This is a genomic window from Streptomyces sp. NPDC107517 (assembly GCF_055582645.1).
Genome location: NZ_JBVJPM010000004.1, coordinates 221,130 through 247,457, shown reverse-complemented (window position 1 = coordinate 247,457; position 26,328 = coordinate 221,130). Strand labels below are relative to the sequence as shown.

At 72.6% G+C, this 26,328-nt stretch carries 23 protein-coding genes; 10 read left to right on the top strand and 13 right to left on the bottom strand.

Going from position 1 to position 26,328, the window contains the following annotated elements:
* Positions 1 to 117 precede the first annotated feature (117 nt).
* The 4 genes from ACZ67T_RS12015 (at position 118) to ACZ67T_RS12000 (ending at position 5,264) form a co-directional block, all read left to right on the top strand.
* On the top strand, positions 118 to 1,269 hold the full coding sequence (locus ACZ67T_RS12015; RefSeq protein ID WP_469983424.1) for a flavin-containing monooxygenase: 1,152 nt from the start codon (positions 118 to 120) through the stop codon (positions 1,267 to 1,269).
* Between the two features lie 229 nt (positions 1,270 to 1,498).
* A complete protein-coding gene (locus ACZ67T_RS12010; RefSeq protein ID WP_469983422.1) occupies positions 1,499 to 3,715 on the top strand; it encodes an acetate--CoA ligase family protein in 2,217 nt (738 codons plus the stop codon).
* Between the two features lie 59 nt (positions 3,716 to 3,774).
* On the top strand, positions 3,775 to 4,563 hold the full coding sequence (locus tag ACZ67T_RS12005; RefSeq protein ID WP_469983421.1) for an enoyl-CoA hydratase/isomerase family protein: 789 nt from the start codon (positions 3,775 to 3,777) through the stop codon (positions 4,561 to 4,563).
* A gap of 83 nt (positions 4,564 to 4,646) precedes the next feature.
* Positions 4,647 to 5,264, top strand: a complete 618-nt coding sequence (locus ACZ67T_RS12000; protein WP_469983420.1) for a flavin reductase family protein — start codon at positions 4,647 to 4,649, stop codon at positions 5,262 to 5,264.
* Here ACZ67T_RS12000 and ACZ67T_RS11995 read toward each other — a convergent pair whose 3' ends face one another.
* Positions 5,265 to 6,599 carry an MFS transporter gene (locus tag ACZ67T_RS11995; protein ID WP_469983419.1) on the bottom strand — a complete coding sequence of 445 codons (1,335 nt, stop codon included), beginning with the start codon at positions 6,597 to 6,599 and terminating at the stop codon, positions 5,265 to 5,267. It lies immediately after the preceding gene.
* Positions 6,600 to 6,703: 104 nt separating this feature from the next.
* Here ACZ67T_RS11995 and ACZ67T_RS11990 point away from each other — a divergent pair, with 104 nt between their 5' ends.
* On the top strand, positions 6,704 to 7,726 hold the full coding sequence (locus ACZ67T_RS11990) for a GlxA family transcriptional regulator (RefSeq protein ID WP_469983418.1): 1,023 nt from the start codon (positions 6,704 to 6,706) through the stop codon (positions 7,724 to 7,726).
* A gap of 7 nt (positions 7,727 to 7,733) precedes the next feature.
* Here ACZ67T_RS11990 and ACZ67T_RS11985 read toward each other — a convergent pair whose 3' ends face one another.
* The 3 genes from ACZ67T_RS11985 to ACZ67T_RS11975 are packed head-to-tail and all read right to left on the bottom strand — an operon-like array spanning position 7,734 to position 10,918.
* Positions 7,734 to 8,783: a Zn-dependent alcohol dehydrogenase gene (locus ACZ67T_RS11985; protein WP_469983417.1), complete on the bottom strand. Its 1,050-nt coding sequence runs from the start codon at positions 8,781 to 8,783 to the stop codon at positions 7,734 to 7,736.
* Positions 8,780 to 9,979, bottom strand: a complete 1,200-nt coding sequence (locus tag ACZ67T_RS11980) for an acyl-CoA dehydrogenase family protein (protein WP_469983779.1) — start codon at positions 9,977 to 9,979, stop codon at positions 8,780 to 8,782. The genes ACZ67T_RS11985 and ACZ67T_RS11980 overlap by 4 nt, the downstream gene beginning before the upstream one ends.
* Before the next feature lie 27 nt (positions 9,980 to 10,006).
* A complete protein-coding gene (locus tag ACZ67T_RS11975) occupies positions 10,007 to 10,918 on the bottom strand; it encodes an SDR family NAD(P)-dependent oxidoreductase (RefSeq protein ID WP_469983415.1) in 912 nt (303 codons plus the stop codon).
* A gap of 84 nt (positions 10,919 to 11,002) precedes the next feature.
* On the opposite strand from ACZ67T_RS11975, the gene ACZ67T_RS11970 reads away from it, so the two are divergent.
* Positions 11,003 to 11,929 (top strand): cyclase family protein, encoded by a 927-nt coding sequence (locus tag ACZ67T_RS11970; RefSeq protein WP_469983413.1) that lies wholly within the window; start codon positions 11,003 to 11,005, stop codon positions 11,927 to 11,929.
* A gap of 355 nt (positions 11,930 to 12,284) precedes the next feature.
* Here the strand turns inward: ACZ67T_RS11970 and ACZ67T_RS11965 are convergent, their stop codons facing one another.
* The 4 genes from ACZ67T_RS11965 to ACZ67T_RS11950 all read right to left on the bottom strand — a co-directional run bounded on the left by ACZ67T_RS11965 (position 12,285) and on the right by ACZ67T_RS11950 (position 16,449).
* Positions 12,285 to 12,746: an ATP-binding protein gene (locus ACZ67T_RS11965; protein WP_469983411.1), complete on the bottom strand. Its 462-nt coding sequence runs from the start codon at positions 12,744 to 12,746 to the stop codon at positions 12,285 to 12,287.
* Positions 12,747 to 13,175: 429 nt separating this feature from the next.
* Positions 13,176 to 14,039: an acyl-CoA dehydrogenase family protein gene (locus ACZ67T_RS11960; RefSeq protein WP_469983778.1), complete on the bottom strand. Its 864-nt coding sequence runs from the start codon at positions 14,037 to 14,039 to the stop codon at positions 13,176 to 13,178.
* A 2-nt stretch (positions 14,040 to 14,041) separates the two neighbouring features.
* Positions 14,042 to 15,238 (bottom strand): acyl-CoA dehydrogenase, encoded by a 1,197-nt coding sequence (locus tag ACZ67T_RS11955; RefSeq protein WP_469983410.1) that lies wholly within the window; start codon positions 15,236 to 15,238, stop codon positions 14,042 to 14,044.
* Between the two features lie 11 nt (positions 15,239 to 15,249).
* The gene (locus ACZ67T_RS11950) at positions 15,250 to 16,449 is read right to left on the bottom strand and encodes an amidohydrolase family protein (RefSeq protein ID WP_405480363.1); all 1,200 of its coding nucleotides are present in this window, start codon (positions 16,447 to 16,449) and stop codon (positions 15,250 to 15,252) included.
* A 156-nt stretch (positions 16,450 to 16,605) separates the two neighbouring features.
* On the opposite strand from ACZ67T_RS11950, the gene ACZ67T_RS11945 reads away from it, so the two are divergent.
* Positions 16,606 to 18,186, top strand: coding sequence for a class I adenylate-forming enzyme family protein (locus ACZ67T_RS11945; RefSeq protein WP_469983409.1), 1,581 nt, complete (start codon positions 16,606 to 16,608; stop codon positions 18,184 to 18,186).
* On the opposite strand, the gene ACZ67T_RS11940 is transcribed toward ACZ67T_RS11945, so the two are convergent.
* Complete coding sequence (locus ACZ67T_RS11940; protein ID WP_469983407.1) at positions 18,170 to 18,697, bottom strand: EF-hand domain-containing protein; 528 nt, start codon at positions 18,695 to 18,697, stop codon at positions 18,170 to 18,172. The genes ACZ67T_RS11945 and ACZ67T_RS11940 overlap by 17 nt on opposite strands.
* Before the next feature lie 172 nt (positions 18,698 to 18,869).
* Positions 18,870 to 19,244, bottom strand: a complete 375-nt coding sequence (locus ACZ67T_RS11935) for an STAS domain-containing protein (RefSeq protein WP_469983405.1) — start codon at positions 19,242 to 19,244, stop codon at positions 18,870 to 18,872.
* 279 nt (positions 19,245 to 19,523) lie between these two features.
* On the opposite strand from ACZ67T_RS11935, the gene ACZ67T_RS11930 reads away from it, so the two are divergent.
* Together ACZ67T_RS11930 and ACZ67T_RS11925 are read left to right on the top strand one after the other, a co-directional pair.
* Positions 19,524 to 20,111 carry a sigma-70 family RNA polymerase sigma factor gene (locus ACZ67T_RS11930; RefSeq protein ID WP_469983404.1) on the top strand — a complete coding sequence of 196 codons (588 nt, stop codon included), beginning with the start codon at positions 19,524 to 19,526 and terminating at the stop codon, positions 20,109 to 20,111.
* Positions 20,108 to 21,442, top strand: coding sequence for a zf-HC2 domain-containing protein (locus tag ACZ67T_RS11925; protein ID WP_469983402.1), 1,335 nt, complete (start codon positions 20,108 to 20,110; stop codon positions 21,440 to 21,442). The genes ACZ67T_RS11930 and ACZ67T_RS11925 overlap by 4 nt, the downstream gene beginning before the upstream one ends.
* A 41-nt stretch (positions 21,443 to 21,483) precedes the next feature.
* Here ACZ67T_RS11925 and ACZ67T_RS11920 read toward each other — a convergent pair whose 3' ends face one another.
* The 3 genes from ACZ67T_RS11920 to ACZ67T_RS11910 all read right to left on the bottom strand — a co-directional run bounded on the left by ACZ67T_RS11920 (position 21,484) and on the right by ACZ67T_RS11910 (position 24,618).
* On the bottom strand, positions 21,484 to 23,067 hold the full coding sequence (locus tag ACZ67T_RS11920; protein WP_469983400.1) for a transporter: 1,584 nt from the start codon (positions 23,065 to 23,067) through the stop codon (positions 21,484 to 21,486).
* Positions 23,064 to 23,858 carry an ABC transporter ATP-binding protein gene (locus ACZ67T_RS11915; RefSeq protein WP_469983777.1) on the bottom strand — a complete coding sequence of 265 codons (795 nt, stop codon included), beginning with the start codon at positions 23,856 to 23,858 and terminating at the stop codon, positions 23,064 to 23,066. The genes ACZ67T_RS11920 and ACZ67T_RS11915 overlap by 4 nt, the downstream gene beginning before the upstream one ends.
* Positions 23,859 to 23,934: 76 nt before the next feature.
* Positions 23,935 to 24,618: a bifunctional DNA primase/polymerase gene (locus ACZ67T_RS11910; RefSeq protein WP_469983398.1), complete on the bottom strand. Its 684-nt coding sequence runs from the start codon at positions 24,616 to 24,618 to the stop codon at positions 23,935 to 23,937.
* A gap of 312 nt (positions 24,619 to 24,930) precedes the next feature.
* Here ACZ67T_RS11910 and ACZ67T_RS11905 point away from each other — a divergent pair, with 312 nt between their 5' ends.
* The gene (locus ACZ67T_RS11905) at positions 24,931 to 26,313 is read left to right on the top strand and encodes a transcriptional regulator (RefSeq protein ID WP_469983396.1); all 1,383 of its coding nucleotides are present in this window, start codon (positions 24,931 to 24,933) and stop codon (positions 26,311 to 26,313) included.
* Positions 26,314 to 26,328 lie beyond the last annotated feature (15 nt).

Below are 26,328 nucleotides of genomic sequence, written 5' to 3'. Positions count from 1 at the left end.
ACGTCAGTTCAGCGCACGTGGGGCGTCACCGCAAGGGGCGTACGCCGTGATGAATTCGCAACCGATTCCGGTCTTGACCGAGACCCATCAAATCGAACCGTGATTACGCTCGCACTCATGGTCACCACCCCCGCGCCCGCCGCACGCAACCAGGACCGCCCCGTGTACGTCATCGGAGGCGGCCCGGGCGGCCTCGCCGCGGCCGCGGCGCTGCGCGAGCGGGGCGTACGGGCCGTGATCCTGGAGAAGTCGGAGCACGTCGGGGCGTCCTGGCGCCGCCACTACGACCGCCTCCACCTGCACACCACCCGCAAGCTCTCGGGGCTTCCGGGCCTCGCGATCCCGCGCCGCTTCGGCCGCTGGGTGTCCCGCGACGACGTCGTGCGCTACCTGGAGAAGTACGCCGAGCACCACCAGCTGGAGATCGTCACCGGTGTGGCGGTCTCGCGCGTGGAGCGCACGGAGGACGGCTGGCTCGTGCGCGCCTCGGGCGGCCGTGAACTGGCCGCGAGCGCCGTCGTGGTCGCCACGGGCTACAACCACACCCCCCGCCTGCCCGACTGGCCGGGCCGCTCCTCGTACACGGGCGAACTCCTCCACGCGGGCGACTACCGCAACGCGAAGCCGTACGCGGGCCGTGACGTGCTGGTCGTCGGCGTCGGCAACACCGGCGCCGAGATCGCCGTGGACCTCGCCGAGGGCGGCGCGTCCCGCGTCCGGCTCGCGGTCCGCACGGCGCCCCACATCGTGCGCCGGTCCACCGCGGGCTGGCCCGCGCAGCGGACGGGCATCCTGTGCCGCAGGCTGCCCGTGGCGCTCGTGGACCGCCTGGCCCGCCCGATGGCGAAGCTCAGCGTGCCCGACCTGGCGGAACAGGGCCTGCCCAGACCCACGACCGGCCTCTACTCGCGGGTGCGCGAGGGCGCGATCCCCGTGCAGGACGTGGGCCTGATCGACGCCGTACGCACGGGCCGGGTCGAACCGGTCGCGGCCGTCGAGTCCTTCGAGGACGGCAAGGTGATCCTGGCGGACGGCACACACATCGCCCCCGACGCGGTGATCGCGGCGACGGGGTACCGGCGCGCACTGGAAGACCTGGTGGGCCACCTCGGCGTCCTCGACGACCGGGGCCGCCCGGCCACGCACGGCCGGCGGACGCACCCCGCCGCGCCCGGCCTCCACTTCACGGGGTACACGAACCCGATCAGCGGCATGTTCCGCGAACTGGCCCTGGACGCACGGAAGATCGCGAAGGCGATCGCGGGCTGACTCCGACCGGCAGCGCCGTCCGGTCACCGGCCCGCTCGCAGGCGCCATCCGCCCGCACCCCCTCCGTCACACCCGCCCACAGTGGCCACATCCCGCCGTTCCAACCCGCCCGCCCGCGGGAACACCCGTAGCAGCCTTTGCGTGCAGCCCTGTTCCTGACACAGCGTCAGTTCAGTAATCTGACACTACGTCAGTTACGTGAGCACCAGTCGAGGAGCGGGCGGACCCGATGCTTGGATCGACATACGGCACCCTGACCACCGACCCCCGCCGGGCCCGCACGATCGCCTGCGGAGAGCAGCCGGCACCCGCCGTGCACAGCAGGGCGGACGACCTGGACGTGAGCGGCAGGCCACTGCACCGCGAGGTGCCCGACCTGGACCGTTTCTTCCGGCCCGAATCGATGGCGGTCATCGGCGCGTCCGACGCCGAGGGCCGCCCGAACACGGGCATCACGCGGCAGCTGATCGCGTGGGCGGAGCGCGTGGGCGCCCGCCTCCACCCCGTGCACCCCACCCGCGAGACCGTCTTCGGCATCCCGTGCTCGCCGGCCGTCTCCGCGCTGCCCGAGCCCGTCGACCTCGCCGTGCTCCTCATCTCGGACCCGCTGCCGGTCATCGAGGAACTGGCCCAGGCCAAGGTGAAGTTCGCGGTGGCGTTCGCTTCGGGCTTCGCCGAGACGGGCGAGGAGGGTGCGGCCGCCCAGTCGTCCCTGTCCGCGGCGGTCAGCCGCTCGGGCATGCGTCTGCTGGGCCCGAACACCAACCTGAACGCGTTCTCCGAGTTCCGCGAGGACCTCGAAGGGCCGGCCATCGCCCTGATCACGCAGTCCGGCCACCAGGGCCGCCCCCTCTACACGATGCAGGAGCTGGGCGTACGGCTCTCGCACTGGGCGCCCACGGGCAACGAGGCGGACCTGGAGACGGCGGACTTCATCTCGTACTTCGCCGAGCAGCCCGAGGTCGGGGCGATCGCGTGTTACGTGGAGGGGCTGAAGGACGGCCGCGGGTTCCTCCTCGCGGCGGACCGCGCCGCCCGTAACGGCGTGCCCGTCGTGGCCGTCAAGGTCGGCCGCACCGAGACGGGCGCCCGCATGGCGGCCTCGCACACGGGCAAGCTGACCGGTACGGACACGGTGGTGGACGCGGCGATGCGCCAGTTCGGCGTGATCAGGGTCGACGGACTCGACGAACTCCAGGACACGGCGGCCCTGTTGGCGCGGGCCCGGCCCCCGCGCGCCGACGGCGTGGCGGTCTACTCGATATCCGGCGGCACCGGCGCCCACTTCGCCGACCTCGCCACGCGCGCGGGCCTGACCCTGCCGGCACTGTCCGAGGCGAAGCAGCAGGAGCTGCACCAGTGGATCCCGGAGTACCTCAACGTCGCGAACCCGATCGACAACGGCGGCCACCCCGTGGGCGACTGGCGCGGCCCCAAAATCATCGAGTCGATCCTCCAGGACCCGTCCATAGGCGTCCTGATCTGCCCGATCACCGGCCCGTTCCCCCCGATGAGCGACAAGCTGGCCCGGGACCTGGCTCAGGCGGCGGAGCGCACGGACAAGCTGATCTGCGTCGTCTGGGGCTCGCCCCTGGGCACCGAGGACGCCTACCGCGAGACGCTGCTCGGCTCCTCACGCCTCGCGACGTTCCGCACGTTCGGGAACTGCATCACGGCTGTGCGGGCCTATCTGGACCACCACCGGTTCACGGCCGCCTACCGCTCGCCGTTCACCGAGGCGCCCCGCACGCCCTCCCCCTCCTTCAGCAAGGCGCAGGCCCTGATGCGCCCGGGCCGCCAGCTCAGCGAGCACGCCGCGAAGCAGCTCCTGCGGGCGTACGGCATCCGCGTACCGCGCGAGCAGCTCGTCACCAGCGCCGCGGCGGCCGTACGGGCGGCCGGACAGGTCGGCTACCCCGTCGTCATGAAGGCGTCCGGGGCGCGCCTTGCCCACAAGTCGGACCTCGGCCTGGTCAAGGTCGGCCTGACCTCGGCCAGCCAGGTCAGGGACGCCTACCGGGAACTCACCGACATCGCCCGCTACGAGGGCCTCGACCTGGACGGCGTCCTGGTCTGCCAGATGGTCGAGCGGGGCGTGGAAATGGTCGTCGGGGTCACCCAGGACGACCTGTTCGGCCCGACGGTGACGGTGGGCCTGGGCGGCGTACTCGTGGAGGTGCTGCGGGACACGGCGGTGAGGGTGCCGCCGTTCGCGGAGGACCAGGCGCGGGCGATGCTCGACGAACTGCGGGGCAGGCCGCTTCTGGACGGGATGCGGGGGGCGCCGCCCGTGGACCTGGACGCGCTGGTCGAGGTCGTCCTGCGGGTCCAGCGGATGGCCCTCGAACTGGGCGACGAACTCGCCGAGTTGGACATCAATCCGCTGATGGTGCTCCCCCGGGGCCAGGGCGCGGTGGCGCTCGACGCGCTCGCCGTCTGCCACTAGGCCCTCACCGGGATCCGTCACGCCGCCCGCGCCCGCCTCCGTACAGGGAAGAAGAGGTCATGTCCGCCACCATCGAGTGCACCACCGCCGACGCCGTCACCTGGATCACGCTCAATCGTCCCGAGGCCATGAACGCGCTGACCTGGGACCAGCGCGAGGAGATCATCGGCATCCTGAACGGCGCCTCCGCCGACCCTGACGTGCGCGCCGTCGTCCTCACGGCGACGGGCAGGGGCTTCTGCGCCGGGGCGGACCTGCGGGGCGCACCGGCCGCCGGGCCCCGGGTGCCCGGCGACGTGGCCCGCACGATCCGCCTCGGCGCGCAGCGCCTGATCGCGGCGGTCATGGACTGCGAGAAGCCGGTCGTCGCGGCGGTCAACGGGACGGCGGCCGGGATCGGGGCGCATCTGGCGTTCGCGTGCGACCTGGTGCTCGCGGCGGAGTCGGCCCGGTTCATCGAGGTCTTCGCGCGCCGCGGCCTGGTCCCCGACGGGGGCGGCGCCTATCTGCTGCCGCGCCTCATCGGGCCGCAGCGGGCCAAGGAGCTGATGTTCTTCGGCGACGCGCTCTCCTCGGCGGACGCGGAACGCCTGGGCCTGGTCAACCGCACGGTCCCGGACGGGGAGCTGCGCAAGACGGCCCAGGAGTGGGCGGCGCGCCTGGCGAGCGGTCCGACGCGGGCCATCGCCATGACCAAGCAGCTGGTCAACGCCTCCCTGGAGTCGGACCGCGCGACGGCGTTCGCGGCGGAGGCGACGGCGCAGGAGATCAACATGACGACGGCGGACGCCCAGGAGGGCGTCGCCTCCTTCAAGGAGCGGCGCGACCCGACGTACCAGGGCCGGTAACCACTCCCACGACGGGACGCCGTCGTCGAATTCCGGCCCGCCACTTCCTATCTGACGCATCGTCAGCTTCAATCGTAGGTGTGATGGGACACGCAGGAATGGCAGCGACGGTGGTCAGGTACCTCCGGTCGGTCGGTGCGCCCACGTCGGCCGAGCCGGTGGACGCACTGCCGCGTCCGGAGCTACGGGCCGTGGGCGAGGACGAGCGGGCGCCGCTGGACCCCGGCGAGTTCCGCCGCGTCCTGGGCCACTTCGCCACCGGCGTCACCGTCGTCACGGCGCCGCCCCCGCACCCCGGCGCTCCCCCCGCGGGTTTCGCCTGCCAGTCGTTCTCCTCGCTCTCCCTGGACCCGCCCCTGGTGGCGTTCATGGTGGCCCGTACGTCCACGACCTGGCCGCGCATCGCGAGCGCCGGCGTCTTCTGCGTGAACGTCCTGGGCGCGGACCAGGGCGCGCTGTGCCGGTCCTTCGCGGTGAGCGGCGCGGACAAGTTCGCGGGCGTCGAGCACGACGCGGCGCCGGTGACGGGCTCGCCACGGCTCGCGGGCGCGCCCGCGTGGGTCGACTGCACGATCCACGCCGTCCACACGGGCGGGGACCACCTCATCGTGGTGGGCCGGGTGGAGGCGCTCGGGACGGCGGAGGGCGAGGCGTCCCCGCTCCTGTTCCACAAGGGCGCCTTCGGCCGCTTCGCGCACTGATCAGGCGAGGTCGGCCACCAGGCCGGCACCGGCATCGGCACCGGCGTTCCGGCGCCGGATGACCAGCGCCATCAGGGCCGCCGCCGCGCACAGCCCCCCGGACGCGTACCAGACGACGTCGTAGGAGCCGAACGTGTCACGGGCGACGCCGCCGAGGAAGGCGACCAGCGCGGCGCCCACCTGGTGCGAGGCGAGCACCCAGCCGAACACGATCGCGCTGTCCTCGCCGTAGTACTCGCGGCACAGGGCCAGGGTGGGCGGCACGGTGGCGACCCAGTCGAGCCCGTAGAAGACGATGAAGAAGACCATCGGCGGGTGGACGGAGGGCGCGAGGAGCATGGGCAGGAACAGCAGGGAGACCCCGCGCAGCGCGTAGTACACCGCGAGCAGCCGCCGCGGGTCGAAGCGGTCGGTGAACCAGCCCGACGCCACCGTTCCGACGACGTCGAAGACCCCCACCACGGCGAGCAGCGAGGCCGCCGCGGTGATGGGCATCCCGTGGTCGTGCGCGGCCGGCACGAAGTGCGTCTGGACGAGCCCGTTCGTGGAGGCGCCGCAGATCGCGAACGTCCCGGCGAGCAGCCAGAAGGGTCCCGTACGGGCGGCCTTGAAGAGCACGCCCAGGGTGCGGCGGGCGGCCCCGGTGACGGGCGGCGGCTTCTCGACGAACTCCGCCGAACCGTACGGGGTGGTCCCCACGTCGGCCGGATGGTCGCGCAGCAGCAGCCACACGAACGGCACGACGGCGAGGGCCGCGAGCGCCACCGTCACGGCCGCCGGCCGCCACTTGTGCGCCTCGACGATCCACGAGAGCAGGGGCAGGAAGATGAGCTGCCCCGATGCGGACGCGGCCGTGAGGATGCCGGTCACGAGCCCGCGCCGGGCCGTGAACCAGCGGTTGGTGACGGTCGCGGCGAACGCGAGGGCCATCGAGCCGGAGCCGAGCCCGACGAGCAGGCCCCAGCACAGCAGGAGCTGCCAGGCCGAGTCCATCCACACGGTCAGTCCGGAGCCGGCCGCGATGACCACCAGGGCGGCGGCGACCACGCGCCGGATGCCGAACCGGTCCATGAGGGCGGCGGCGAAGGGCGCGGTCAGCCCGTACAGCGCGAGGTTGATGGAGACGGCGAGCCCGATGGTGCCGCGCGACCAGCCGAACTCCTCGTTCAGCGGGTCGATCAAGAGCCCCGGCAGGGACCGGAAGGCGGCGGCGCCGATGATCGTCACGAAGGTGACGGCGGCCACGAACCAGGCGCGGTGGATACGGGGACGGGGGCGGGGCGGAGGGGAGGTGCCCGCGCCGGGCGAGCCCTCGGCCGCGGCGGTCGGTGTCATGTCCGATGTGTGCGTCACAGCAGACAGCATCGGATCACCGGCCCGCCCCGGACGAGTGGCCCGAAAGACAGCCTTCGCTAGGATCGGGCCATACACTCGGAGCCATGCCCGAGACTCCCGCACCCCGCACCCGACGCCCCCACCGCGTGGTCGTCCTGGCCCTCGACGGCGTGCTCCCCTTCGAACTCGGCATCACCCAGCGCATCTTCACCCGCGCCAAGGACGCCGAGGGCCGGCCGCTCTACGAGGTCGTGACGTGCTCGGTCAGGGAACCCGGCCCCGTGGAGACGGACGCCGACTTCGCCGTCCTGATCAGGAACGGCCCGGAGGCGCTCGCGACCGCGGACACGGTGGTCGTTCCCGCGTCGTACAAGCACGGACCCGTCCTCGACGAAGGCGTACTCACCGACGAGCTGGCGGCGGCCATCGCACAGGTCAGGCCCGGTACGCGGATGGTGTCGATCTGCACCGGCAGTTACGTCCTCGCGGCGGCCGGCTACTTGGACGGGCGCCCGGCGACCACGCACTGGGCGTCGGCGGAGCACTTCCAGCGGCTCTTCCCCAAGATCAAGGTCGACGCGGACGTCCTGTACATCGACGACGGGGACGTGCTGACGTCGGCCGGGGTCGCCGCGGGCATCGACCTCTGCCTGCACCTGGTCCGCCGCGACCACGGCACGGCGGTGGCCAACGAGGTGGCCCGCCACACCGTCGTCCCGCCCCACCGCGACGGCGGGCAGGCCCAGTACATCCACCGCCCCGTCCCCGAACCCCAGCTCGCGACGACGACGAAGGCGCGCGCCTGGGCCCTCGCCCGCCTTCACGAACCGCTCCAGCTGCGCGACCTGGCCGCCCAGGAGGCGATGTCGGTCCGCACCTTCACGCGCCGCTTCCGCGAAGAGGCCGGCGTCAGCCCGGGCCAGTGGCTCACCCAGCAGCGGGTGGAGCGGGCCCGGCACCTCCTGGAGTCGAGCGACCTGTCGATGGACCAGGTGGCACGCGAGTCGGGCTTCGGCACGGCGCAGTCGATGCGGCAGCACCTCCAGGCGGCCCTGGGCGTGACGCCGACGGCCTACCGCCGCACGTTCCACGCCACGACCACGCAGGGCGCGACGCAGAACAGGTAGGCCCGGCTCAGAACACCAGCACCCCCCGCGCCACCCGCCCCTGCTGCGCGTCCTCCGCCGCCTTGGCGAAGTCCTCGACCGGGTACGTCTCCGTGACCAGCTCGTCGAGCAGCAGCCGCCCCTGGCGGTACAGGTCCGCGTAGAGCCTGATGTCGCGCTGGGGCCGCGAGGAGCCGTAGCGGCAGCCCAGGACGGACTTGTCGAGGAAGAGCGAGGCGGGGACGAAGGACGCCTCCGCGTCCGCGGCCGGCATGCCGAGGAGCACGGCCTGGCCGTGCCGGTCGAGGAGGTCGATGGCCTGCCGGACCAGCTCGACGCGGCCGACGCACTCGAAGACGTGGTCGGCGCCGTGCGGCAGGACCTCCCTGACCCCGGCGGCCGAGGTCAGGAAGTCCGTCGCGCCGAACCGCCGCGCCACCGCTTCCTTGTCGGGGTTCGCGTCGACGGCGACGATCCTGGACGCGCCCGCGATCCGGGTGCCCTGGAGCACGTTGAGGCCGATCCCGCCGGTCCCGATGACGACGACGGTGTCGCCCTGGTCGACGCGCGCCCGGTTGAGGACGGCCCCGACGCCGGTCAGCACCCCGCACCCCATGAGCGCGGCCGACGTCAGCGGGATCTCGGCCGGGATCGGCACGGCCTGCACGGCCTTCACGACGGTCCGCTCGGCGAACGAGGAGTTCGCGGCGAACTGGTAGAGCGGTGTGCCGCCCCGCGAGAACGGCTGCGTGGGCATCCCGATCGCCTTGCGGCACATGGTCGGCCGCCCCCGGTCGCAGTCCGCGCAGGCGCCGCAGTTGGCGAGCGTGGACAGCGCCACATGGTCCCCGGGCGCCACATGCGTGACGCCCGCGCCGACGGCCTCCACGACGCCCGCGCCCTCGTGTCCGAGCACGACCGGCACCGGGAACGGGATGGTCCCGTCGATCACCGACAGGTCGCTGTGGCACAGCCCGGCCGCGGCGACGTCGACGAGCACCTCGCCCGGTCCCGGGTCACGTATTTCGAGATCGTCGACCACGTCGGCCCGGACCCCGTCGAACACGACACCCCTCATGACGACTCCCTCGTCTCCCTGGGCAGCCCGAGCACACGCTCGGCGATGATGTTGCGCTGGATCTCGTCCGAGCCGCCGTAGATCGTGTCGGCCCGGCTGAAGAGGAACAGCCGCTGTGCGGCGTCGAGTTCGTACGGACGGTCGGGCGTCCAGTCCCCCGGCCCGGCGGCGGCGAGCGCGCCCCGCGCCTGGAGGGCGAGTTCACCCAGGCGCTGGTGCCAGCGGCCCCACAGGAGCTTGGCGACGCTCGGGGCGCCCGGGTCCTGCGCGCCGCCGAGCGTGCGCAGCGCGTTGAACCGCATCACGCGCAGCTCGGCCCACTGCCGTACGAGGCGGTCCCTGAGCAGCGGGTCCTCGGCAGCGCCTGTACGCACCGCGGTCCGTACGACCTCGGCGAGTTCGGCGGCGAACCCGATCTGCTGGGCGAGCGTCGAGACGCCGCGCTCCAGGGCGAGCAGCCCCATGGCGACCCGCCAGCCGTTCCCCTCGCCGCCGACGACGTGCGCCACGCGCGCGTGCGCGCCGTCGAAGAACACCTCGTTGAACTCGCTCGTGCCGGTCAGCTGCCGGATGGGCCGCACCTCGATCCGGCCCGGCTGGTCCATCGGCACGAGGAGGAACGACAGGCCGTGATGGCGCCGCGACCCGGCCTCGGTGCGCGCGAGCACGAAGCACCAGTCGGCCTCCTGCGCGAGCGACGTCCACACCTTCTGCCCGGTGACGCGGTACGTGTCCCCGTCACGTACGGCGGTCGTGCGCAGGTTCGCGAGGTCGGAACCGGCGCCGGGCTCGCTGTAGCCCTGGCACCACAGCTCCTCGCCGGAGGCGACGGGCGGCAGGAAGCGCCGCTGCTGCTCCTCGTCGCCGTACGCGATCAGGGTCGGGGCGAGCAGGTTCTCGCCGATGTGCCCGTGGCGCCCGGGCGCGCGGGCCCGCGCGTACTCCTCGGCCCAGACGACCTGCTGGGTCAGCGAGGCGACCCGGTTGCCGTACCCGCCGCGCTGCCAGCCGAGCCCGATCCACCCGGCCGCGCCCAGCTCCCGCTCCCAGGACCGCCGCACGCCGGCGTCCTCGTGCTCGCTCCCGGGCCCGCCGCGCCCCCGCGCGACGGCGTACTCGCCGGTGAGGTGCTCCGCGAGCCACGCACGGGCCTCCCGCCGGAACGCCTCGTCCTCATCCCCGAACCCGAACTCCACCACGCGCCTCCGCCCCCGGCCTCGACGTCACTGATTGGGCCGCGCTTTCGCGGCGGCCGCCTCGGCCATCGCCTCCAGCTGCGCGAGCATCGGCATCGGATCGACGCCCACGGTGCCCGGCAGGAAGTCCGCGATCTTGTCCGGCGTCCAGCCGCCCTCCGCGTACCCCGAGCGCAACTCCCTCGGCTGGGCCCACACCGCGATCTTCGGGCCGGCGATCGTGTACACCTGACCGGTGATCTTCTCGGCGCGGGCGCGCTCGCTGAGCAGATAGACGACGAGCGCGGCGACGTCCTCCGGCTCCCCGATCTCCTTGAGCTCCATGGGCACGTTCGCCGACATCCGCGTACGGGCGACGGGCGCGACCGCGTTCGCCGTCACGCCGTACTTGTGCAGTCCGAGCGCGGCGCTGCGCACGAGCGAGATGATCCCGCCCTTGGCGGCGCTGTAGTTGGCCTGCGCCACGGATCCCTGGTGGTTTCCGCTGGTGAAGCCGATGAGCGTGCCCGACCCCTGCTTGCGCATGACGGCGGACGCCGCCCGGAACACGGTGAACGTGCCCTTCAGGTGCGTGGCGACCACCGGGTCCCACTCCTGCTCGGACATGTTGAACAGCATCCGCTCGCGCAGGATCCCGGCGACGCAGACGACGCCGTCGATCCGCCCGTACCGGGCGAGCGCCACGTCGACGATCCGCTGTCCGCCCGCCATGGTCGAGATGTCGTCGGCGACGGCGACGGCCTCGCCGCCGGCCGCCTCGATCTCCTTGACGACGGACGCGGCGATCTCGCTCGCCGGTTCGCCGCCCTCGATGGACACCCCGTAGTCGTTGACCACGACCCGTGCTCCCTCGGCGGCGCAGTCGAGCGCGACGGCCCTGCCGATGCCGCGCCCGGCCCCGGTGACGGCCACCACCTTGCCTGCCAAGAAGTTCCCCACGTCCGGCCCCTTCCCGCGGTTTCTGACGGACCGTTAGATTCTATGACCCGATCGACACTGGAAGACAAGCCCCGGGGAGCACTCATGTCGTTGCCTGCCGAGTTCCACGAAATGGCCAAGCGCGTCAACAACTGGGGCCGTTGGGGCGCCGACGACGAGATCGGCACGCTCAATCTGGTCACCGACGAGGTCGTGCGCGAGGCCGCGTCGACCGTCCGCACGGGCCGCCGGGTACCGCTCGCGCTGCCCCTCAAGGAGGACGGGGTGCAGACCGGGATGATCCCGGGCCGGGTCAACCCGCTCCACGCCATGGTCCAGATCAACCACGAACTGTTCGGCCCCGGCACCGTCGCCACCAGCGACGACGCGGTGACCATGGGGCTCCAGACGGCCACCCACTGGGACGCCCTCACGCACGTCTCGCACTCGGGACGGATCTACAACGGCCGCCCCGCCGACACGATCACGGCGCACGGCGGCGCGCGGTTCAGCGGCATCGACAAGGCCCCGCACATCGTCTCGCGCGGCGTCCTGCTCGACGTCGCGGCGGCGAAGGGCGTGGACCGACTGCCCGGCGACCACGCAGTGACGCCCGAAGACCTGGACGAGGCCGCGGAGTTCGGCCACGTCACCGTCCGCGCCGGCGACATCGTCCTCGTCCGCACCGGCCAGATCCAGACGTATCTGGCGGGCGACAAGCACGCGTACGGCTATCCGTCCCCCGGCCTGTCCGTGCGCACGCCCGAGTGGTTCCACGCGCGCGACGTGGCCGCCGTCGCGAACGACACCCTCACCTTCGAGATCTTCCCGCCGGAGATCGAGAACCTCTGGCTGCCGGTACACGCCCTCGACCTGGTCGAAATGGGCATGCTCCAGGGCCAGAACTGGAATCTGGAGAACTTGTCCACAGCCTGTGCACAAGATGCGCGCTACGCGTTCCTGCTGTCGGCGATGCCCGAGCCCTTCGTGGGCGGCACGGGCACACCCGTGGCCCCGGTCGCGATCCTTTAGGCATCAAGAAGCTTGCCCCGTAAGGGAGTTCAGGGCCGGACGGCGACGCGCTCGCACCGCCGCCCGGCCCCCGGCGCCCGGGCCCCGCTCCCCCGACCCCCGGGGGGAGCCGCCCGCCGCGGCACGACCCGCACTCGCCGAGGGCTCACGCCACCGGATCCCTCGGCGTCCCCTCGCCACGAATCGCCGACCACAAGCGTGATCAAACGGACACCCGGCGTCAACACCCGTAGGGGGATTTGCCCGTTATGCGACTTTTGTGACGGCGCGCACCCGGCGCAAACCGAGGAATGGCGAGGAATGGCGAGGCGCGCCGGCGTACCAGGAGACGGAACTGGCGCACCGGGAGGCGGAACTACACGGCCTCGTACGCCATCCCCTGATACGCCCCCGCTCCCGCGCTCTGCGCGCCGCAGCGGTCGATCTCGCACCAGATGGCCTTGCCCGTGCCCTCGGGCCGCCAGCCCCAGCGGTCCGCCAGACCGTCGACGAGTTCCAGGCCGCGGCCGTTGGTCTCGTCCCCGTCGGCGTGCCGCGGCGCGGGGGGCCGGTCGCTGGCGTCGGCCACCTCCACGCGGACCGTCCCGGCGCTGGCCTCCGCCGGGACGCCCGGCAGCAGCATGCGCAGGACGGCCGGACAGCCGGTGTGCACCACGGCGTTGGTGACGAGCTCGGAGACGATCAGGATGAGCGTCTCCGCCAGTGGCTCATCGGCCTCTATGCCCGACCCTGCGAGGCGCGAGCGCACCCACCTGCGGGCTCGCCCCACCTCGGCGGGATCCGCCCCGACCTCCAGCTGAACTTGAAGCACCTGCACCGCTCACACCATCCGAACCGGCGGACACATCGCCTCGGGACTGTGACAAGTCAAGGAGCTCACGGACCGTGATCCCCTTGGGAGACAGCATGGTTGACGTACAGTCACCCCAACAAGCGCTTCGGGCATATTCCAGCGCGAAGGAGTACGCGTGCGCCATACTGTGCGACGCGTCCTGCGGGGAGTCGAACGGGCGGGCGTGCGGCCCTCCCGTGCGCTGCGAACGGCGCGCATCGCCGGATCCGGAGCCGCCTCAGGGGCAGCACCGGGATGGCTCGGACTCGGAACCACTCGCATCCCACACAAGGTACCCGAGCGGGACCCCGACTCCGTGCCGTGACGAGTCCCGCGCAGGACACAACCCGATATCGACGTTCCGTGACCGTCCGTACATGGGTTCGCCGCGCGCCGGGCGCGGGGCCCCGGACGTCACAGCGCCGCCGCCAGCTCCTCCTCCGTCTCGCGCGCCGTACGGCCCGTGCCGGCGCGCACCCAGGCCCGCTTGAGATGCAGATGCACGTCCGCCTCCCAGGTGAAGCCCATGCCGCCGTGCACCTGGACGCAGTCGCGCGCGTTGCGCACGGCCGCCTCGTCGGCGAGCAGTTCGGCGGCGGCGGTCTCCACCGGGTCGGCGGTGACAGCCGCCGCGTACACGGCCGCACGGGCCAGCTCGGCCCGTACGAGCATCTGGGCGCACAGGTGCTTCACCGCCTGGAACGCGCCGATGGGCTGCCCGAACTGCTCGCGCTCGCGGGCGTATCGGACCGCCAGCTCGCAGGTGCGCGTGGCGGAGCCGAGCTGTTCGGCGGCGGTGAGGAGCACGGCACGTGGGCTGCGGGGCGCGTGCGGGCCCGGCAGCCTGTGCAGGGGCGTGAGCGGGTCGACGGAGGCCAGGGGCACGGCGCCGGCCGTGTCGCCCTGGACGACGTCCGACGCGTCGCGCCACGGGAGGAGTTCCCCGGCGGGCGCCGTCACGACGGCCTCGCCGGTCGCGGCGCCCGGCACGGTGCCCGCGGCGAGATGCGTGGCGACGAGCGGGCCCGGCAGCAGGACCCGGCCCGCCTCCTCGAAGACGAGGACCGCCTCGGGCAGTCCCAGGCCGACGCCGCCGTCCGCCTCCGGGAGGCACAGGGCGAAGAAGCCCGCGTCCCCCAGGGCCCGCCACAGCACCCGGTCCAGGTGCCCGGGCGTGTCCACGGCGGCGCGCAGGGCGTCGCGGTCGAAGCGTCCGGCGAGCAGGTCCCGTACGCCGTCGCGCAGGGCGCGCTGGTCGTCGGTGAGCTGGAAGCGCATGCTCACCGCCCTCCCTTCTGAGGATCCCTCCGAAGGCCCTTCGGCCCGTCCTTCGGCAGGCCGAGGATGCGTTCGGCGACGATGTTGTGCTGGATCTGGGAGGTGCCGGCGGCGATCGTGTACGAGAGGGACGACAGGCGGTCGAGGGTCCACTCCTGGTCCGTGTCGAGCGCGCCCGCGACGCCGAGCACCTCGGCCGCGGCGTCGAACAGCTCCTGGCGGGCGTGCGAGTAGCGCAGCTTGAAGACCGAGCCGCCGGTGCCGGGGACGCCGCCCTCCTGCTCCGCCTCGCTGATGTTCCACTGGGTGAGCCGCCACAGGGCGCGGAACTCGGCGTTGAGGCGGCCGAGCCTGCGGCGCAGCACGGCGTCGTCCCAGCGGCCGTTCTTACGGGCCTGCGCGGCCAGTTCGCCGAGGACACGGCGGCAGGCGACGACCTCGCCCACGAACGCGGTGCCGCGTTCGAAGGACAGCGTCACCATCGTCACGCGCCAGCCGTCGTTCTCCTCACCGACCCGGTTGGCGACGGGCACGCGTACGTCGTCGAGGAACATCTCGGCGAACTCGGCGGACCCGGCGAGCGTGCGCAGCGGCCGTACGGTGATCCCGGGCGCGTCCATCGGCATGGCGAGCCAGGAGATGCCGCGGTGTTTCGGGGCGGACGGGTCGGTGCGCACGAGGAGTTCGCACCAGTCGGCGACCTCCGCGTGCGAGGTCCAGATCTTGGACCCGCTGACCACGTAGTGGTCGCCGTCCCGCGTCGCGCGCGTGCGCAGCGCCGCGAGGTCGGAGCCGGCGTCGGGCTCGCTGAACCCCTGGCACCACACCTCGTCGCCGCGCAGGACCGGCGGCAGCCAGCGGGCCCGCTGCTGAGCCGTCCCCTCGGCGGCGATCGTCGGCCCGGCGTGCAGCAGCCCGACGAAGTTGGCCCCCACGTACGGCGCGCCCGCCTTCTCCGTCTCCTCCAGGAATATGAGGTGCTGCGTGGGCGTGGCACCGCGGCCGCCCGCGTCGGCGGGCCAGTGCAGGCCCGCGTACCCGGCGTCGTACAGCCTGCGCTGCCAGCCGAGGTCGTAGGCGCGCCTGCCCGGCCAGTCGTCGGGGGACGGCTTCGGGGGGAGCCCCGGAAGCACGGACGCGAGCCACTCCCGCAGCCGTGCCCGGAACTCCTCTTCCTCGTCCGTGTACGTCAGATCCACGGCGCGGCCCGTTACCTGTCGAGGTCCAGGTCGAGCATGCGGATCGCGTTGCCCCGCATGAGCTTGTAGACCGTCTCGGAGTCGAGTCCCTTCACATGGTCGAGGGCGACCTCCCTGGTGTGCGGGAAGGTCGAGTCGACGTGCGGGTAGTCCGTCTCGAAGGTCGCGTTGTCCCGGCCGACGACGTCGAGGGACGCCACCCCGTGCTTGTCGCGGAAGAAGCAGCAGAACATCTGGCGGTAGTAGTACGTCGAGGGCGGCTCGGGGATGAGGTCGCGCACCCCGCCCCAGGCCCGGTGCTCCTCCCAGACGTCGTCCGCGCGCTCCAGGGCGTACGGGATCCAGCCCATCTGGCCTTCGGAGTAGGCGAGTTTGAGCGTCGGGAACTTCACCAGGACCCCGGAGAAGAGGAAGTCCATCATCGACGCCATCGCGTTGTTGAAGCTGAGCGAGGCCTGCACGGCGGGCGGGGCGTCGGGGGACGCGGCGGGCATCTGCGAGCTGGAGCCGATGTGCATGTTGACGACCGTCCCGGTCTCCTGGCACACGGCGAAGAACGGGTCCCAGTAGCCGGAGTGGATCGACGGGAGCCCCAGGTAGGTGGGGATCTCGGAGAACGTCACGGCCTTGACGCCGCGCGCGGCGTTGCGCCGGATCTCGGCGACGGCGAGGTCGATGTCCCACAGGGGGATGATGCAGAGCGGGATGAGGCGGCCCCCGCTGTCGCCGCACCACTCCTCGACCATCCAGTCGTTGTAGGCGCGCACGCAGGCGAGTGCCACTTCCTTGTCCTTGGCCTCCGCGAACGTCTGGCCGCAGAAGCGCGGGAAGGTGGGGAAGCAGAGGCTGGCCTCGACATGGTTGAGGTCCATGTCCTCCAGGCGGGCCTTCGGGTCCCAGCAGCCGCGCCGCATCTCCGCGCGCGTGATGCCTTCGAGGGTCATGTCGTCGCGGTCGAAGCCGACGGCGGCGATGTTGCGCTTGTACGGGAACTTCAGGTCCTCGTAGATCCACCAGTCCGTCGGGGGCCCGTCCGGGTCCATGGTGATCTGGTACTTGCCCGCCACGTAGGCGAGCTCGCCGATCCCGGCCGTGAGCGGCTGCGGCCCCCGGTCCCGGTACTTCGCCGGCAGCCAGGTCGAGAAGAGGTGCGCGGGCTCGATCACATGGTCGTCGACGCTGATGATCCGGGGCAGTTCCATCGGGTCCATCGTGTCCCCTCACCTGACAGTTTCTGATGGCGTTTCTGATGGGTCGTCAGAAAGCAGGCTAGCCCCGCACCCCTGGACCGACAAGGCGCAGCGCTCTACGCTCTGCCCACGATCTGACTAACCGTCAGGTCCGGTCTGCCGTTTCGAGGGGGAGCAGTGAACGACACCGCACACGCCCTGGGCGCCGCCGGGACGCTCTGGGAGCTGATCGAGCGCCGCGCCGCCCTCACCCCCGACACCCCCGTACTGATCCAGTCCGCCCCCGACGCCGAGGACGACCGGCGCCTGACCTTCGGCGAGCTGCGCGAGCGCGGCGAGCGGGTCGCCGCCGGCCTGTACGACATGGGCGTACGCCCCGGCACGGTCGTCGCCTGGCAGCTCCCGACCCGCATCGAGACCGCGCTGCTCTCCTTCGCCCTCGCCCGCATCGGCGCCGTCCAGTCCCCCGTCATCCCCTTCTACCGGGACCGCGAGGTCGGCTTCGCGCTGCGCGAGTCGAAGGCCGAGTTCTTCGCGACCCCGGGCGTGTGGCGGGGCTTCGACCACACGGAGATGGCCCGCCGGCTCGGCGCCCGCGGGATCTTCGAGGCGTACGACACGCTGCCCGACGGCGACCCGTCCGTACTGCCGCCGGCGCCCTCCGACGGCACGGCCGTGCGCTGGATCTACTGGACCTCCGGCACGACCTCCGACCCCAAGGGCGTCCTCCACACGGACCGCTCACTGATCGCCGGCGGCTCCTGCCTCGCGCACGCCCTGCACCTGTCGGCGTCCGACGTCGGCTCGATGGCGTTCCCCTTCGCGCACATAGCGGGCCCCGACTACACGGTCATGCTGCTGCTGTACGGGTTCCCCGCGGTGATGTTCGAGCAGTTCGCGCTGCCGGACGCGCTCGACGGCTACCGGCGCCACGGGGTCACCGTCGCGGGCGGCTCCACGGCCTTCTACTCCATGTTCCTGACCGAACAGCGCAAGTCCCCCGCGGACCGGCTCATCCCGACGCTGCGGCTCCTCGCGGGCGGCGGCGCGCCCAAGCCGCCCGAGATCTACCACGCGGTCGTACGGGAGATGGGCTGTCAGCTCACCCACGGGTACGGCATGACCGAGGTCCCCATGATCACGATGGGCGCCCCCGACGACACCGCGGAGAACCTCGCGACGACGGAGGGAAAGCCCCCCGAGGGCATGGAGATCCGGGTCACGGACGCGGACGGCAAGCAGGTCTCGCACGGGGTCGACGGCGAGGTCAGGCTGCGCGGGGAGGCCGTCTGCCAGGGCTATCTGGACCCCGTGCAGTCGGCGGCCGCCTTCGACGGCGACGGGTTCCTCGTCACCGGCGACCTCGGGCACGTGAGGGACACCGGGCATCTGGTGCTCACCGGGCGGGCCAAGGACATCATCATCCGCAAGGGCGAGAACATCTCCGCGAAGGAGATCGAGGACCTGCTGCACGCGCACCCCGCGGTGGGCGACGCGGCGGTCGTGGGGCTCCCGGACCCCGAGCGCGGCGAGCGGGTGTGCGCGGTCGTCGTCCAGCGCGAGGGCACCGAGCCGCTGACCCTGCAGGCGGTGGCGTCCCATCTGCGGTCGGAAGGGCTGTCCACGCACAAGCTGCCGGAGCAGCTGGAGCTGGTGGACGCCCTTCCGCGCAACGACACCCTGCGCAAGGTGCTCAAGTACAAACTGCGCGAGCGCTATACGGGAACAGGACCGGTGAGCGCTACTCCGGAACGGTGAAGTAGTGGGCGAACGCGATGACGATCTCCTCCTCGGAGATCCGCCCGTCGCCGTCCGAGTCCAGCGCGGCGGCCACGGGGCCCACCAGGGACGGGTCGACACCGAGGACGCGCAGGACGCGCTCCGCTGCCGCCGGGGTGATCCCCGGGCCTTCCTGGCCCGCGACGGCGATGGCGGCCCGCAGGAAGGGGCGGGCGATCTCCGCGAACCGCTTCGGGTTGTCCCGCAGCCGCTTCACCGCGCCCGTCACGAACTCCTCGTGGGAGACGCGCTGGTCACCGTCCACATCCGCTATGCCGGCCATGCCCTGCCAGAAGGCCTCGGCACCCGCGTAGAGCGCCTGGCCCTTGTCGCAGCGTGCCGTCGTGTCGAACTCGGCGAGCAACCCCTTGGCCGCGGTCACGAAGTCCTCGCGGTCGATGTAGCCGTTGCCGTCCTGGTCGAAGCCGGCGAAGCGGGCAGCGATCCTGCGCTCGTACTCGGCGTGATCGGTGCTCTCGGCGTGGTCCATGTTCCCCTCGGCCGCCTCTCGCATCGGTGGTGGTACGGGTCCTGCCCGTGCCCTCGCCTGGGAGCGTACGTCGTGGAGCGGCGCCGGGTGCCCTCACAGCGACGCTTGTGCCAAGACCGGAAGAATTCCGCAACAACTTCCGTGTCCGGCGGCCCGGACGCGCGGGTGTGCGTCAGGCCGAGAGGGGCGAGGCCTCGTCGTTCACGGCGGCCGGCACGTCCGGGTACACCTCGAAGAGGCGGCGCACGCCGAGCGCCGACAGGACGCGGTTGACGTGCGAGCCGTCCTCGGCACCCTTGGCGGGCAGGATCAGGCGGAGCTCGCCGCGGCAGGAACGCATCAGCCGGCGGGCCGCGATCAGTACGCCGACCCCGCTCGAATCGCAGAAGAGGACCTGCGAGAGATCGAGGACGAGGCTGTGCCGGCCGTCCGCGACCGCGTCGTGCACCTGCTGGCGCAGCGCGGGAGACGTGGCGAGATCCATCTCGCCCGACACCCGCACGACGGCCCAGCCGCCCTGCTGTCCCTCGGTCACGCTGAGCGTCACGCGTCACTCCTCCCGTTGATCCGGAACCCCTGCTTACGCTTGTCTTCTCTCGCGGCTGCCCGACCACGAGGGGCTGAAACACCACCGCAGGCGTATCACATATGGCCCGGTTAAGCCCCAAGTGATCGGATTTTGCACTGCTTTCGGCGCCAAAAGTCCGCGCAACGTGACTGCCTCCTTACCATCCGCATCCGGGCAGGTCGACCTTTGCCGCAAAGGCAGGTGCGTTGTCGGTGCGTCCGACTACATTCGAGGGAACGCACACGGTGAGGGGGCCGCATGGCCAAGGAGACTCCGACCCGGTGGGACCGGAGGATGCAGCAGCGGCTCGCGCACGGGGAGGCCGCGGCGCTCGGTGAGCTGTACGACCGCTTCGCTTCGCTCGTGCACGGGCTCGCGCACCGCGTGCTCGGTGACGAGGACGCGGCCGACCGCATCACGCGCGACGTCTTCACCCACGTCTGGGAGAACCCCGACGCGTACGACCCCAAGCAGGGGCCCCTGCGCTCCTGGATCGCCACCCTCACCCACCGGCGCGCGGTCCACCGCCTGCGCCAGACCGAATCCGCCGCCCTCGTCCGCAGCGGCGAGGGCACCACGGAGGACCTGGAGCGCAAGGTGCGGCACGCCTCCGCCGCCGCCCGAGCCGACTACATCGTCACCTCGATGCCCGCCCCGCTGCGCGCCGCGCTGGAGCTGGCCTACTTCCAGCGCAGGGACTACCGCCAGACCGCGGTCGACCTCGGCGTCACCGAGGACGAGGCGCGCCGCCGCCTGCGCCTCGGCCTCCAGCTCCTGTCCACGGCCCACGACAGCGGCACGTCCGGTACCCCGCCGGGAACTCCCGGACACGGGAGGGCACTGTGAGCGGGCCCAACCCCTTCGGCAACGCCGACCAGCCCGACAACCCCGACAGGCGCGACCACCGCGACGGCTCCGGGCAACCCGAAGGCTTCGAGGGCGCCGGGCGTCCCGACGCCGCCGCGAGCGCCCGGATACCGACGCCGCGCCACTCCGTGGAGGACACCGGGCGCGCGCTGCCGGACCACGCCCCCGAGCCGCTCGTCCTGGAGCACCGCGTCCTCAAGTCCCTCCTCGGCGCGTGGGCGCTGGCCGCGTGCTCGGCCGCGGAGAGCGTCGCCGTGGAGGAGCACCTGGGCGGCTGCGGCCCGTGCGCCGAGGAGGCGCTGCGGCTGCGGGACGCCGTGGGCCTGCTGCACTCCGAGGAGAGCCTCGACCTGGACCCGATGCTGCGCTCCCGTGTCCTGGAGGGCTGCCTGACCCGCCGCCCGCCCCGCATCCCGGTCCCCGAGTGGGCCACTCCCTACGACGCGGAGACCGCCCGCCTCGACGCCCTGCTCCAGGACATCGGCGACTCCGAGTGGCACGCGCCCGTACGGCTGCGCTGGTACGAGGGGGACGACCGGGTCAGCCGCAAGACGACCGTCGCCGGCGTGCTCACGCACCTGATGAGCGTGGACGGCCTGGTCGCCGTCGCGCTCGGCCTCGACGACCCGCTGTTCGGCGTCACACCCGAGGATCGCCGCACGCCGGAGAGCCGCACGGAGACGTTCTGGAAGGCCTCGCACTTCCCGCCGACCCGCGCCGTCCGCGGCCCCTGGCGCGAGCAGTCGCACGCCGTGATCCGCACGGTGTCGTTCGCGGCCGACCCGAGCGGCTCCTCGGGCCGCACCCGCACGTCCGGTCAACTGGCAGTCCCGTACGGGGACTTCACGCTGCCGCTGCGCGACTCGATGCTGGACCGCGCCTTCGAGTGCTGGGTGCACGCCGAGGACATCGCCGAGGCGGTGGACTACCCGTACGAGCCGCCGTCGGCCCGCCATCTGAACCGCATGATCGACCTGGCGGCCCGGCTGCTTCCCGACTCCCTCGCCGGGCGCCGCCGCGCGGGCCTCGCCGCACCGGCCCGCGGTCTGGTCGCCGCGGGCGCGCCGGGCCGCACGCTGCGCCTGGAGGTCGAGGGAGCGGGCGGCGGCGAGTGGCTCATCGCCCTGGACTCGCCCGGCGCCGTCGGCTCGACGGAGCGCGAGGTCGCCCATGTCGCCCTGGACGGCGTCGAGTTCTGCCGCCTGGCGGCCGGCCACGTCACCCCGGAGGAGGCGGCCGCCGGACAGGACGGCGACCGCGAGGCCATCCACGACGTCCTGTACGCGACGGCGGCGCTCAGCCGGATGTGACGCGCCCCGGGGGGTACACGGGACACACCCTGCGGCACACGTCATCCCTTGCTGACCGCCGCGAGGATCTCCGGCAGGCGGGCCGCCGTGCGCGGGGCGGCCAGACGCAGGCCGGCCAGGGTGATCCCCGCCGCGTACGCGGCGCCGACCGGCAGCAGCAGCCAGGTCGCGGACTCGGCGCCCGACACGTGCAGCCAGACCGCGAGGACGATGACGGGCGAGCACAGCAGGGCCGCCGCGACCATCCCGCCGAAGATCGATATCCAGGCGAGGCCCGCCTGCCCCGGGGCGACGTTCTTGTAGCCCTCCTGCGGGATCGAGTACGGGAAGCGGGCCGACGACCAGGCGCCGGTGGCGAGCATCGCGCCGAGGAGCGCGAAGGAGAGGCCGAGCACCTCGGGCAGGGCCCGCCAGTCGCCGAGCATCGCCGTCGTGACGACGGTGACCAGCGTCGCGTACGGCAGGGTGATCGTCAGCAGGGCGAGGGCCCGGCCGCGCAGTTCGACGTAGGCGTCGCGCGGCGAGGAGATGGTCATGGCGACCATCCAGAACGCCGAGGTGTCCTGCCCGAACTGGTTGTACATCTGGATGCCGAGCATTCCGGCGGCGAAGCACGCGAAGTAGATGGAGCCGGTGCCCTGGAGGGCGTTGAAGACCGGCACGATCAGGCCGATGGCGAGGGAGGTCACCCAGGCAGCCTTGGTCTTCGGGTCGCGCCACACGTAGCGCAGGGCGCGCTCCATGACCGTGCCCGTGCGGCCGTCGGGCAGGAGGCGGGGTCCGCGGGACGTGCGCCTGCGGCGGGTGGGTTCGGCGGCCTGGAGCGTGGAGCCGTCGGGGGACGTCATGAGACGCGTCAGGGCGCGCTGCCAGGCGTACAGGAGTCCCGCGAGGGCGGCCGCGCACAGGACGAGGCGGGCCGCCGCGACGCCGTACGAGCCGTGGCTGACGGAGTCGACGGCGCCGATCGCGGACGCGGGCGGGATCCAGGCCAGTACGTCGCCCGCGGGGTCGAGCGCCCCGAGGCCGCCGGACGAACCGAGCCGCTGCGCACCGAAGTTGACGACCTGCGCGCCGACGGCGACGACGAGCCCGCTGAGGACGGCGAGGTCGCGTCCCTTGCGGCTGGTGAGCAGCCGGATGTTGGCGGCGGCCACGGCGCGGGCGAGGGCGACGCAGGTGAGCAGGGTGAGGGCGACGGCCATGACCGCGACGGCGGACGCGGCGGCCCCGTGCGCCAGGGCGATCACCGCGCCGACCGTGAGGCAGAGCGTGAACAGAGGGCCGATCCCGACGAGGGACGCGATGAGCAGACCTCGTACGAGGGGGTGGGGCCGCAGCGGGAGCATGACGAGGCGGGTCGGGTCGAGGGTCTCGTCGCCGGAGGGGAAGAAGAGCGGCATCACCGCCCAGCCGAGGGCGAGTACGGCGGTGAGGATGACGCAGAGGGTCGCCGCGTGGATGCTGCCGCGCAGGGCGATCAGGCCGATGAGCTGGAGCGCGGCGATGAGCAGTACGACGACGAGCGTGGCGATGTAGGCGGCGCGGCGGCCCGTGGAGCCGCGCAGGCCGTTGCGCAGGAGCGCCAGCTTGAGGCGGACCAGCGTGACGGTCGTCGTGGTCACCGGCGGCCGCCTCCCAGCCAGTCCAGGTCGGAGGTGGTGTCGCGGCTGTTCGCGCCGACGAGTTCGAGGAACGAGTGCTGGAGGGAGGGCGCGTCGCCGCGCACTTCGGCGAGGGGCCCCTGTGCGCGGATGCGGCCGGCGGCCATGACGGCGACCCAGTCGCAGAGCGACTCGACGAGCTCCATGACGTGGGAGGAGAAGACGACGGTCGCCCCGGAGCCGGTGTAGCGCTCCAGGACGCCGCGGATGGTCTGCGCGGAGACCGGGTCGACGCCCTCGAACGGCTCGTCCAGGAACAGGACTTCGGGGTTGTGGAGCAGCGCGGCGGCGAGCCCGATCTTCTTGCGCATGCCGGTCGAGTAGTCGACGACGAGTTTGTGCTGGGCCCCGGTGAGGTCGAGCACGTCGAGGAGCTGGGCGGCGCGCTTGTCGACCTCGGCGCCGGGCAGGCCGCGCAACCTGCCCGTGTACGCGAGGAGTTCACGCCCCGAGAGCCGCTCGAACAGGCGCAGGCCCTCGGGGAGCACCCCGATGCGGGCCTTGACCTCGACGGGGTCGCGCCACACGTCGTGGCCGACGACTTCGACGGTGCCCCGGTCGGGCCGGAGCAGGCCGGTGACCATGGAAAGGGTGGTCGTCTTGCCCGCGCCGTTCGGCCCGACGAGGCCGATGAACTTGCCCGCGGGGAGGACGAGATCGATCCCCGCGACGGCGACGCTCTGGCCGAACGCCTTCCAGAGGTCCTGTACGCGTACGGCCGGCGCCCCGGCCTCGGTCCCCGCCTCGGTCACTGTGCCGCCCGCCGCCCTTCGTCGCCGTTCACCGGTTCCCGCACGATACGTGGCCACGGGGGTCGCTGTCGGGGTTCTACCGGCGGCCCTCCCGCCCGCACGCGTACGCCAGCGGGGAGATGAGCTCCTCGGCGTCGGGCAGCCAGCGGTTCGCGGCGGTGGGGCGGCAGGCCCACTGGACGGCGCCCCGGCCGCCGAAGCGGGTGGGCGGCGCGGCGACGTAGGCGCCCTCGCCGAGCGCGTCCAGGTCGAGGGAGGCGGGCGGCCAGCCCAGCTTGCGGACCAGGTCGGGGACCTTCGCGGCGGCGCCCGGCAGGACGAAGAACTGCATGCGGCGGTCGGGGGTGCAGGTGACCGGGCCGAGAGTGAGTTCCATGCGCTCCATGCGGGCCAGGGCCAGGAACCCGGCGGTCTCGGGCACGTCGATCGCGTCGAACGTGCGACCCGTCGGCAGCAGGATCGAGGCGGTGGGGTGCTTGGACCACAGCCGGCGGGCGGCGGTCGCGCTCCCGGTCGCCTGGTTCGCCCAGTCCTCGCGGGCGTGGTGGGCACCGGGGGCCGCGCACCGGGCGTCGCCGCAGGAGCAGTGCTGCCTGCCCTCGTCGACCTCCAGCCAGGTGCCGGGGAACACGTCCCAGTGGCGTTCCTCCACGTAGCGCACGGCGGCGTCGAGAAGGGTCTCCCCGCGCTGCTTGGGGATCTGGGGAGGCGAGGTGACGGACGAGGTGACTGCCGAGGTGACTCCGATGGTCTCTTCCACGACGTTCTCAACTCCCGCCGCCACCCGGGGTTACGGGCGCACGCGCGCGGGGGCCCGCAGCACCGATCCTGCACGTGGGGCGCATGGATGCATGGGCGGGGGCGCGCGGGAGGAACGGCCCCGGCAGGGGGGTAGCCAGCCCGGAGGACCAGACGAGGGTGTTGTCCACCGACCGGCTACCAGTTGGGGCTCTTGCTTGTTTTTGCCCTTCTTTGTGGCGCATCTTCCGTTTGATCTCAGGGCATTGATCACCTCGAGGCCGGCTCTGCCCGAGCCGGCCCGATGGTCCACGGTGCACACAGGGGGTACGCCATGGCCGCAAGGCCTCTCGTAGCGCGACAGCCCAACGAACGGCTGCAGGCGCTCATCCAGGAAGCAGGCTGCTCGAACGCCGGGCTGGCCCGCCGGGTCAACATGTGCGGATCGGAGCACGGCCTCGACCTGCGCTACGACAAGACGTCGGTGGCCCGCTGGCTGCGCGGGCAGCAGCCGCGCGGCCGGGCGCCCGGCATCATCGCCGAGGCCATCGGCCGCAAGCTCGGCCGCACGGTCACGATCGACGAGATCGGCATGGCCAACGGCAAGAACCTCGCGTCGGGCGTCGGCCTCCAGTTCTCGCCGACCGTCCTCGGCGCCATTGAGCAGGCGTGCGAGCTGTGGCGCAGCGACGTGGGCCGCAGGGACTTCCTGTCCGGGTCGTCGGTGGCCTCGTCCGCGCTGGTCGAGCCGAGCCGCGACTGGCTGATCTCCGTGCCCGACTCGCAGGTCGCGCGGTCGGCGGGGCCGCGGGTCGGGGCGTCGGACGTGGCGGCCGTGCGGGCGATGACCCAGGCGCTGACGGACCTCGACCACCAGTACGGCAGCGGGCATGTGCGGCCGGTGGTCGTCCACTATCTGAACAGCGTGGTGTCGGGGCTGCTCGCCGGCTCCTACCGGGAGGCCGTGGGGCGTGAACTCTTCGCGGCGGTCGCCCGGTTGACGGAGCTGGCCGGGTACATGGCCGTCGACACCGGACAGCCGGGCCTCGCCCAGCGGTACTACATCCAGTCCCTGCGCCTCGCCCAGGCCGCCGGGGACCGCGGGTACGGCGGATACGTACTGGCCGCGTCCATGAGCCACCTGGCGGCGCAGCTCGGCAACCCGCGTGAGATCGCCCAGTTGGCACGCGCGGCGCAGGAGGGGGCGCGCGGGCGGGTGACTCCGCGCGCGGAGGCGATGTTCTACGCGGCCGAGGCGCGGGGCCACGCCCTGCTCGGGGACGCGCGGGCCACGCAGGCGGTGGCGGGCAGCGCACTGGCCGCGCTGGAGCGGGCCGAGCCGGGCTCGGGCGACGACCCGGCCTGGATCGCGCACTTCGACGCGGCGTATCTCGCGGACGAACTGGCGCACTGCTACCGGGACCTGGGGCAGGCGGAGGCGGCGCGGCGGCAGGCCGAGGCGTCCCTGGCCGGGCATCCGCAGTCGCGGGCGCGGCGCCGGGCGATCGGTCTGGTGCTGCTCGCCACGGCGCAGGTGCAGCAGCGCGAGGTCGAGCAGGCCTGTCAGACGGGGACGCGCGCGGTGGAACTCCTCGGCACGCTGCGCTCGAACCGGGGCGCCGAGTACCTGGACGACTTCAGGCAGCGCCTCGAGCCGTACCGGGACGAACCCGTGGTGCGGGAGTTCGGTGCGCGCCTCGATCTTCAGGCAGCGTGAAGTTTTGTGAGCGGC

Coding starts and splice junctions, on each gene's coding strand:
- ACZ67T_RS11970 (WP_469983413.1), top strand. CDS start 11,003: ATGTCGTTGCCTGCCGAGTTCCACGAAATGGCCAAGCGCGTCAACAAC.
- ACZ67T_RS11905 (WP_469983396.1), top strand. CDS start 24,931: ATGGCCGCAAGGCCTCTCGTAGCGCGACAGCCCAACGAACGGCTGCAG.
- ACZ67T_RS12010 (WP_469983422.1), top strand. CDS start 1,499: ATGCTTGGATCGACATACGGCACCCTGACCACCGACCCCCGCCGGGCC.
- ACZ67T_RS12000 (WP_469983420.1), top strand. CDS start 4,647: ATGGGACACGCAGGAATGGCAGCGACGGTGGTCAGGTACCTCCGGTCG.
- ACZ67T_RS11930 (WP_469983404.1), top strand. CDS start 19,524: ATGGCCAAGGAGACTCCGACCCGGTGGGACCGGAGGATGCAGCAGCGG.
- ACZ67T_RS11960 (WP_469983778.1), bottom strand. CDS start 14,039: ATGCGCTTCCAGCTCACCGACGACCAGCGCGCCCTGCGCGACGGCGTA.
- ACZ67T_RS11995 (WP_469983419.1), bottom strand. CDS start 6,599: ATGACACCGACCGCCGCGGCCGAGGGCTCGCCCGGCGCGGGCACCTCC.
- ACZ67T_RS12005 (WP_469983421.1), top strand. CDS start 3,775: ATGTCCGCCACCATCGAGTGCACCACCGCCGACGCCGTCACCTGGATC.
- ACZ67T_RS11990 (WP_469983418.1), top strand. CDS start 6,704: ATGCCCGAGACTCCCGCACCCCGCACCCGACGCCCCCACCGCGTGGTC.
- ACZ67T_RS12015 (WP_469983424.1), top strand. CDS start 118: ATGGTCACCACCCCCGCGCCCGCCGCACGCAACCAGGACCGCCCCGTG.
- ACZ67T_RS11985 (WP_469983417.1), bottom strand. CDS start 8,783: ATGAGGGGTGTCGTGTTCGACGGGGTCCGGGCCGACGTGGTCGACGAT.
- ACZ67T_RS11940 (WP_469983407.1), bottom strand. CDS start 18,697: ATGGACCACGCCGAGAGCACCGATCACGCCGAGTACGAGCGCAGGATC.
- ACZ67T_RS11950 (WP_405480363.1), bottom strand. CDS start 16,449: ATGGACCCGATGGAACTGCCCCGGATCATCAGCGTCGACGACCATGTG.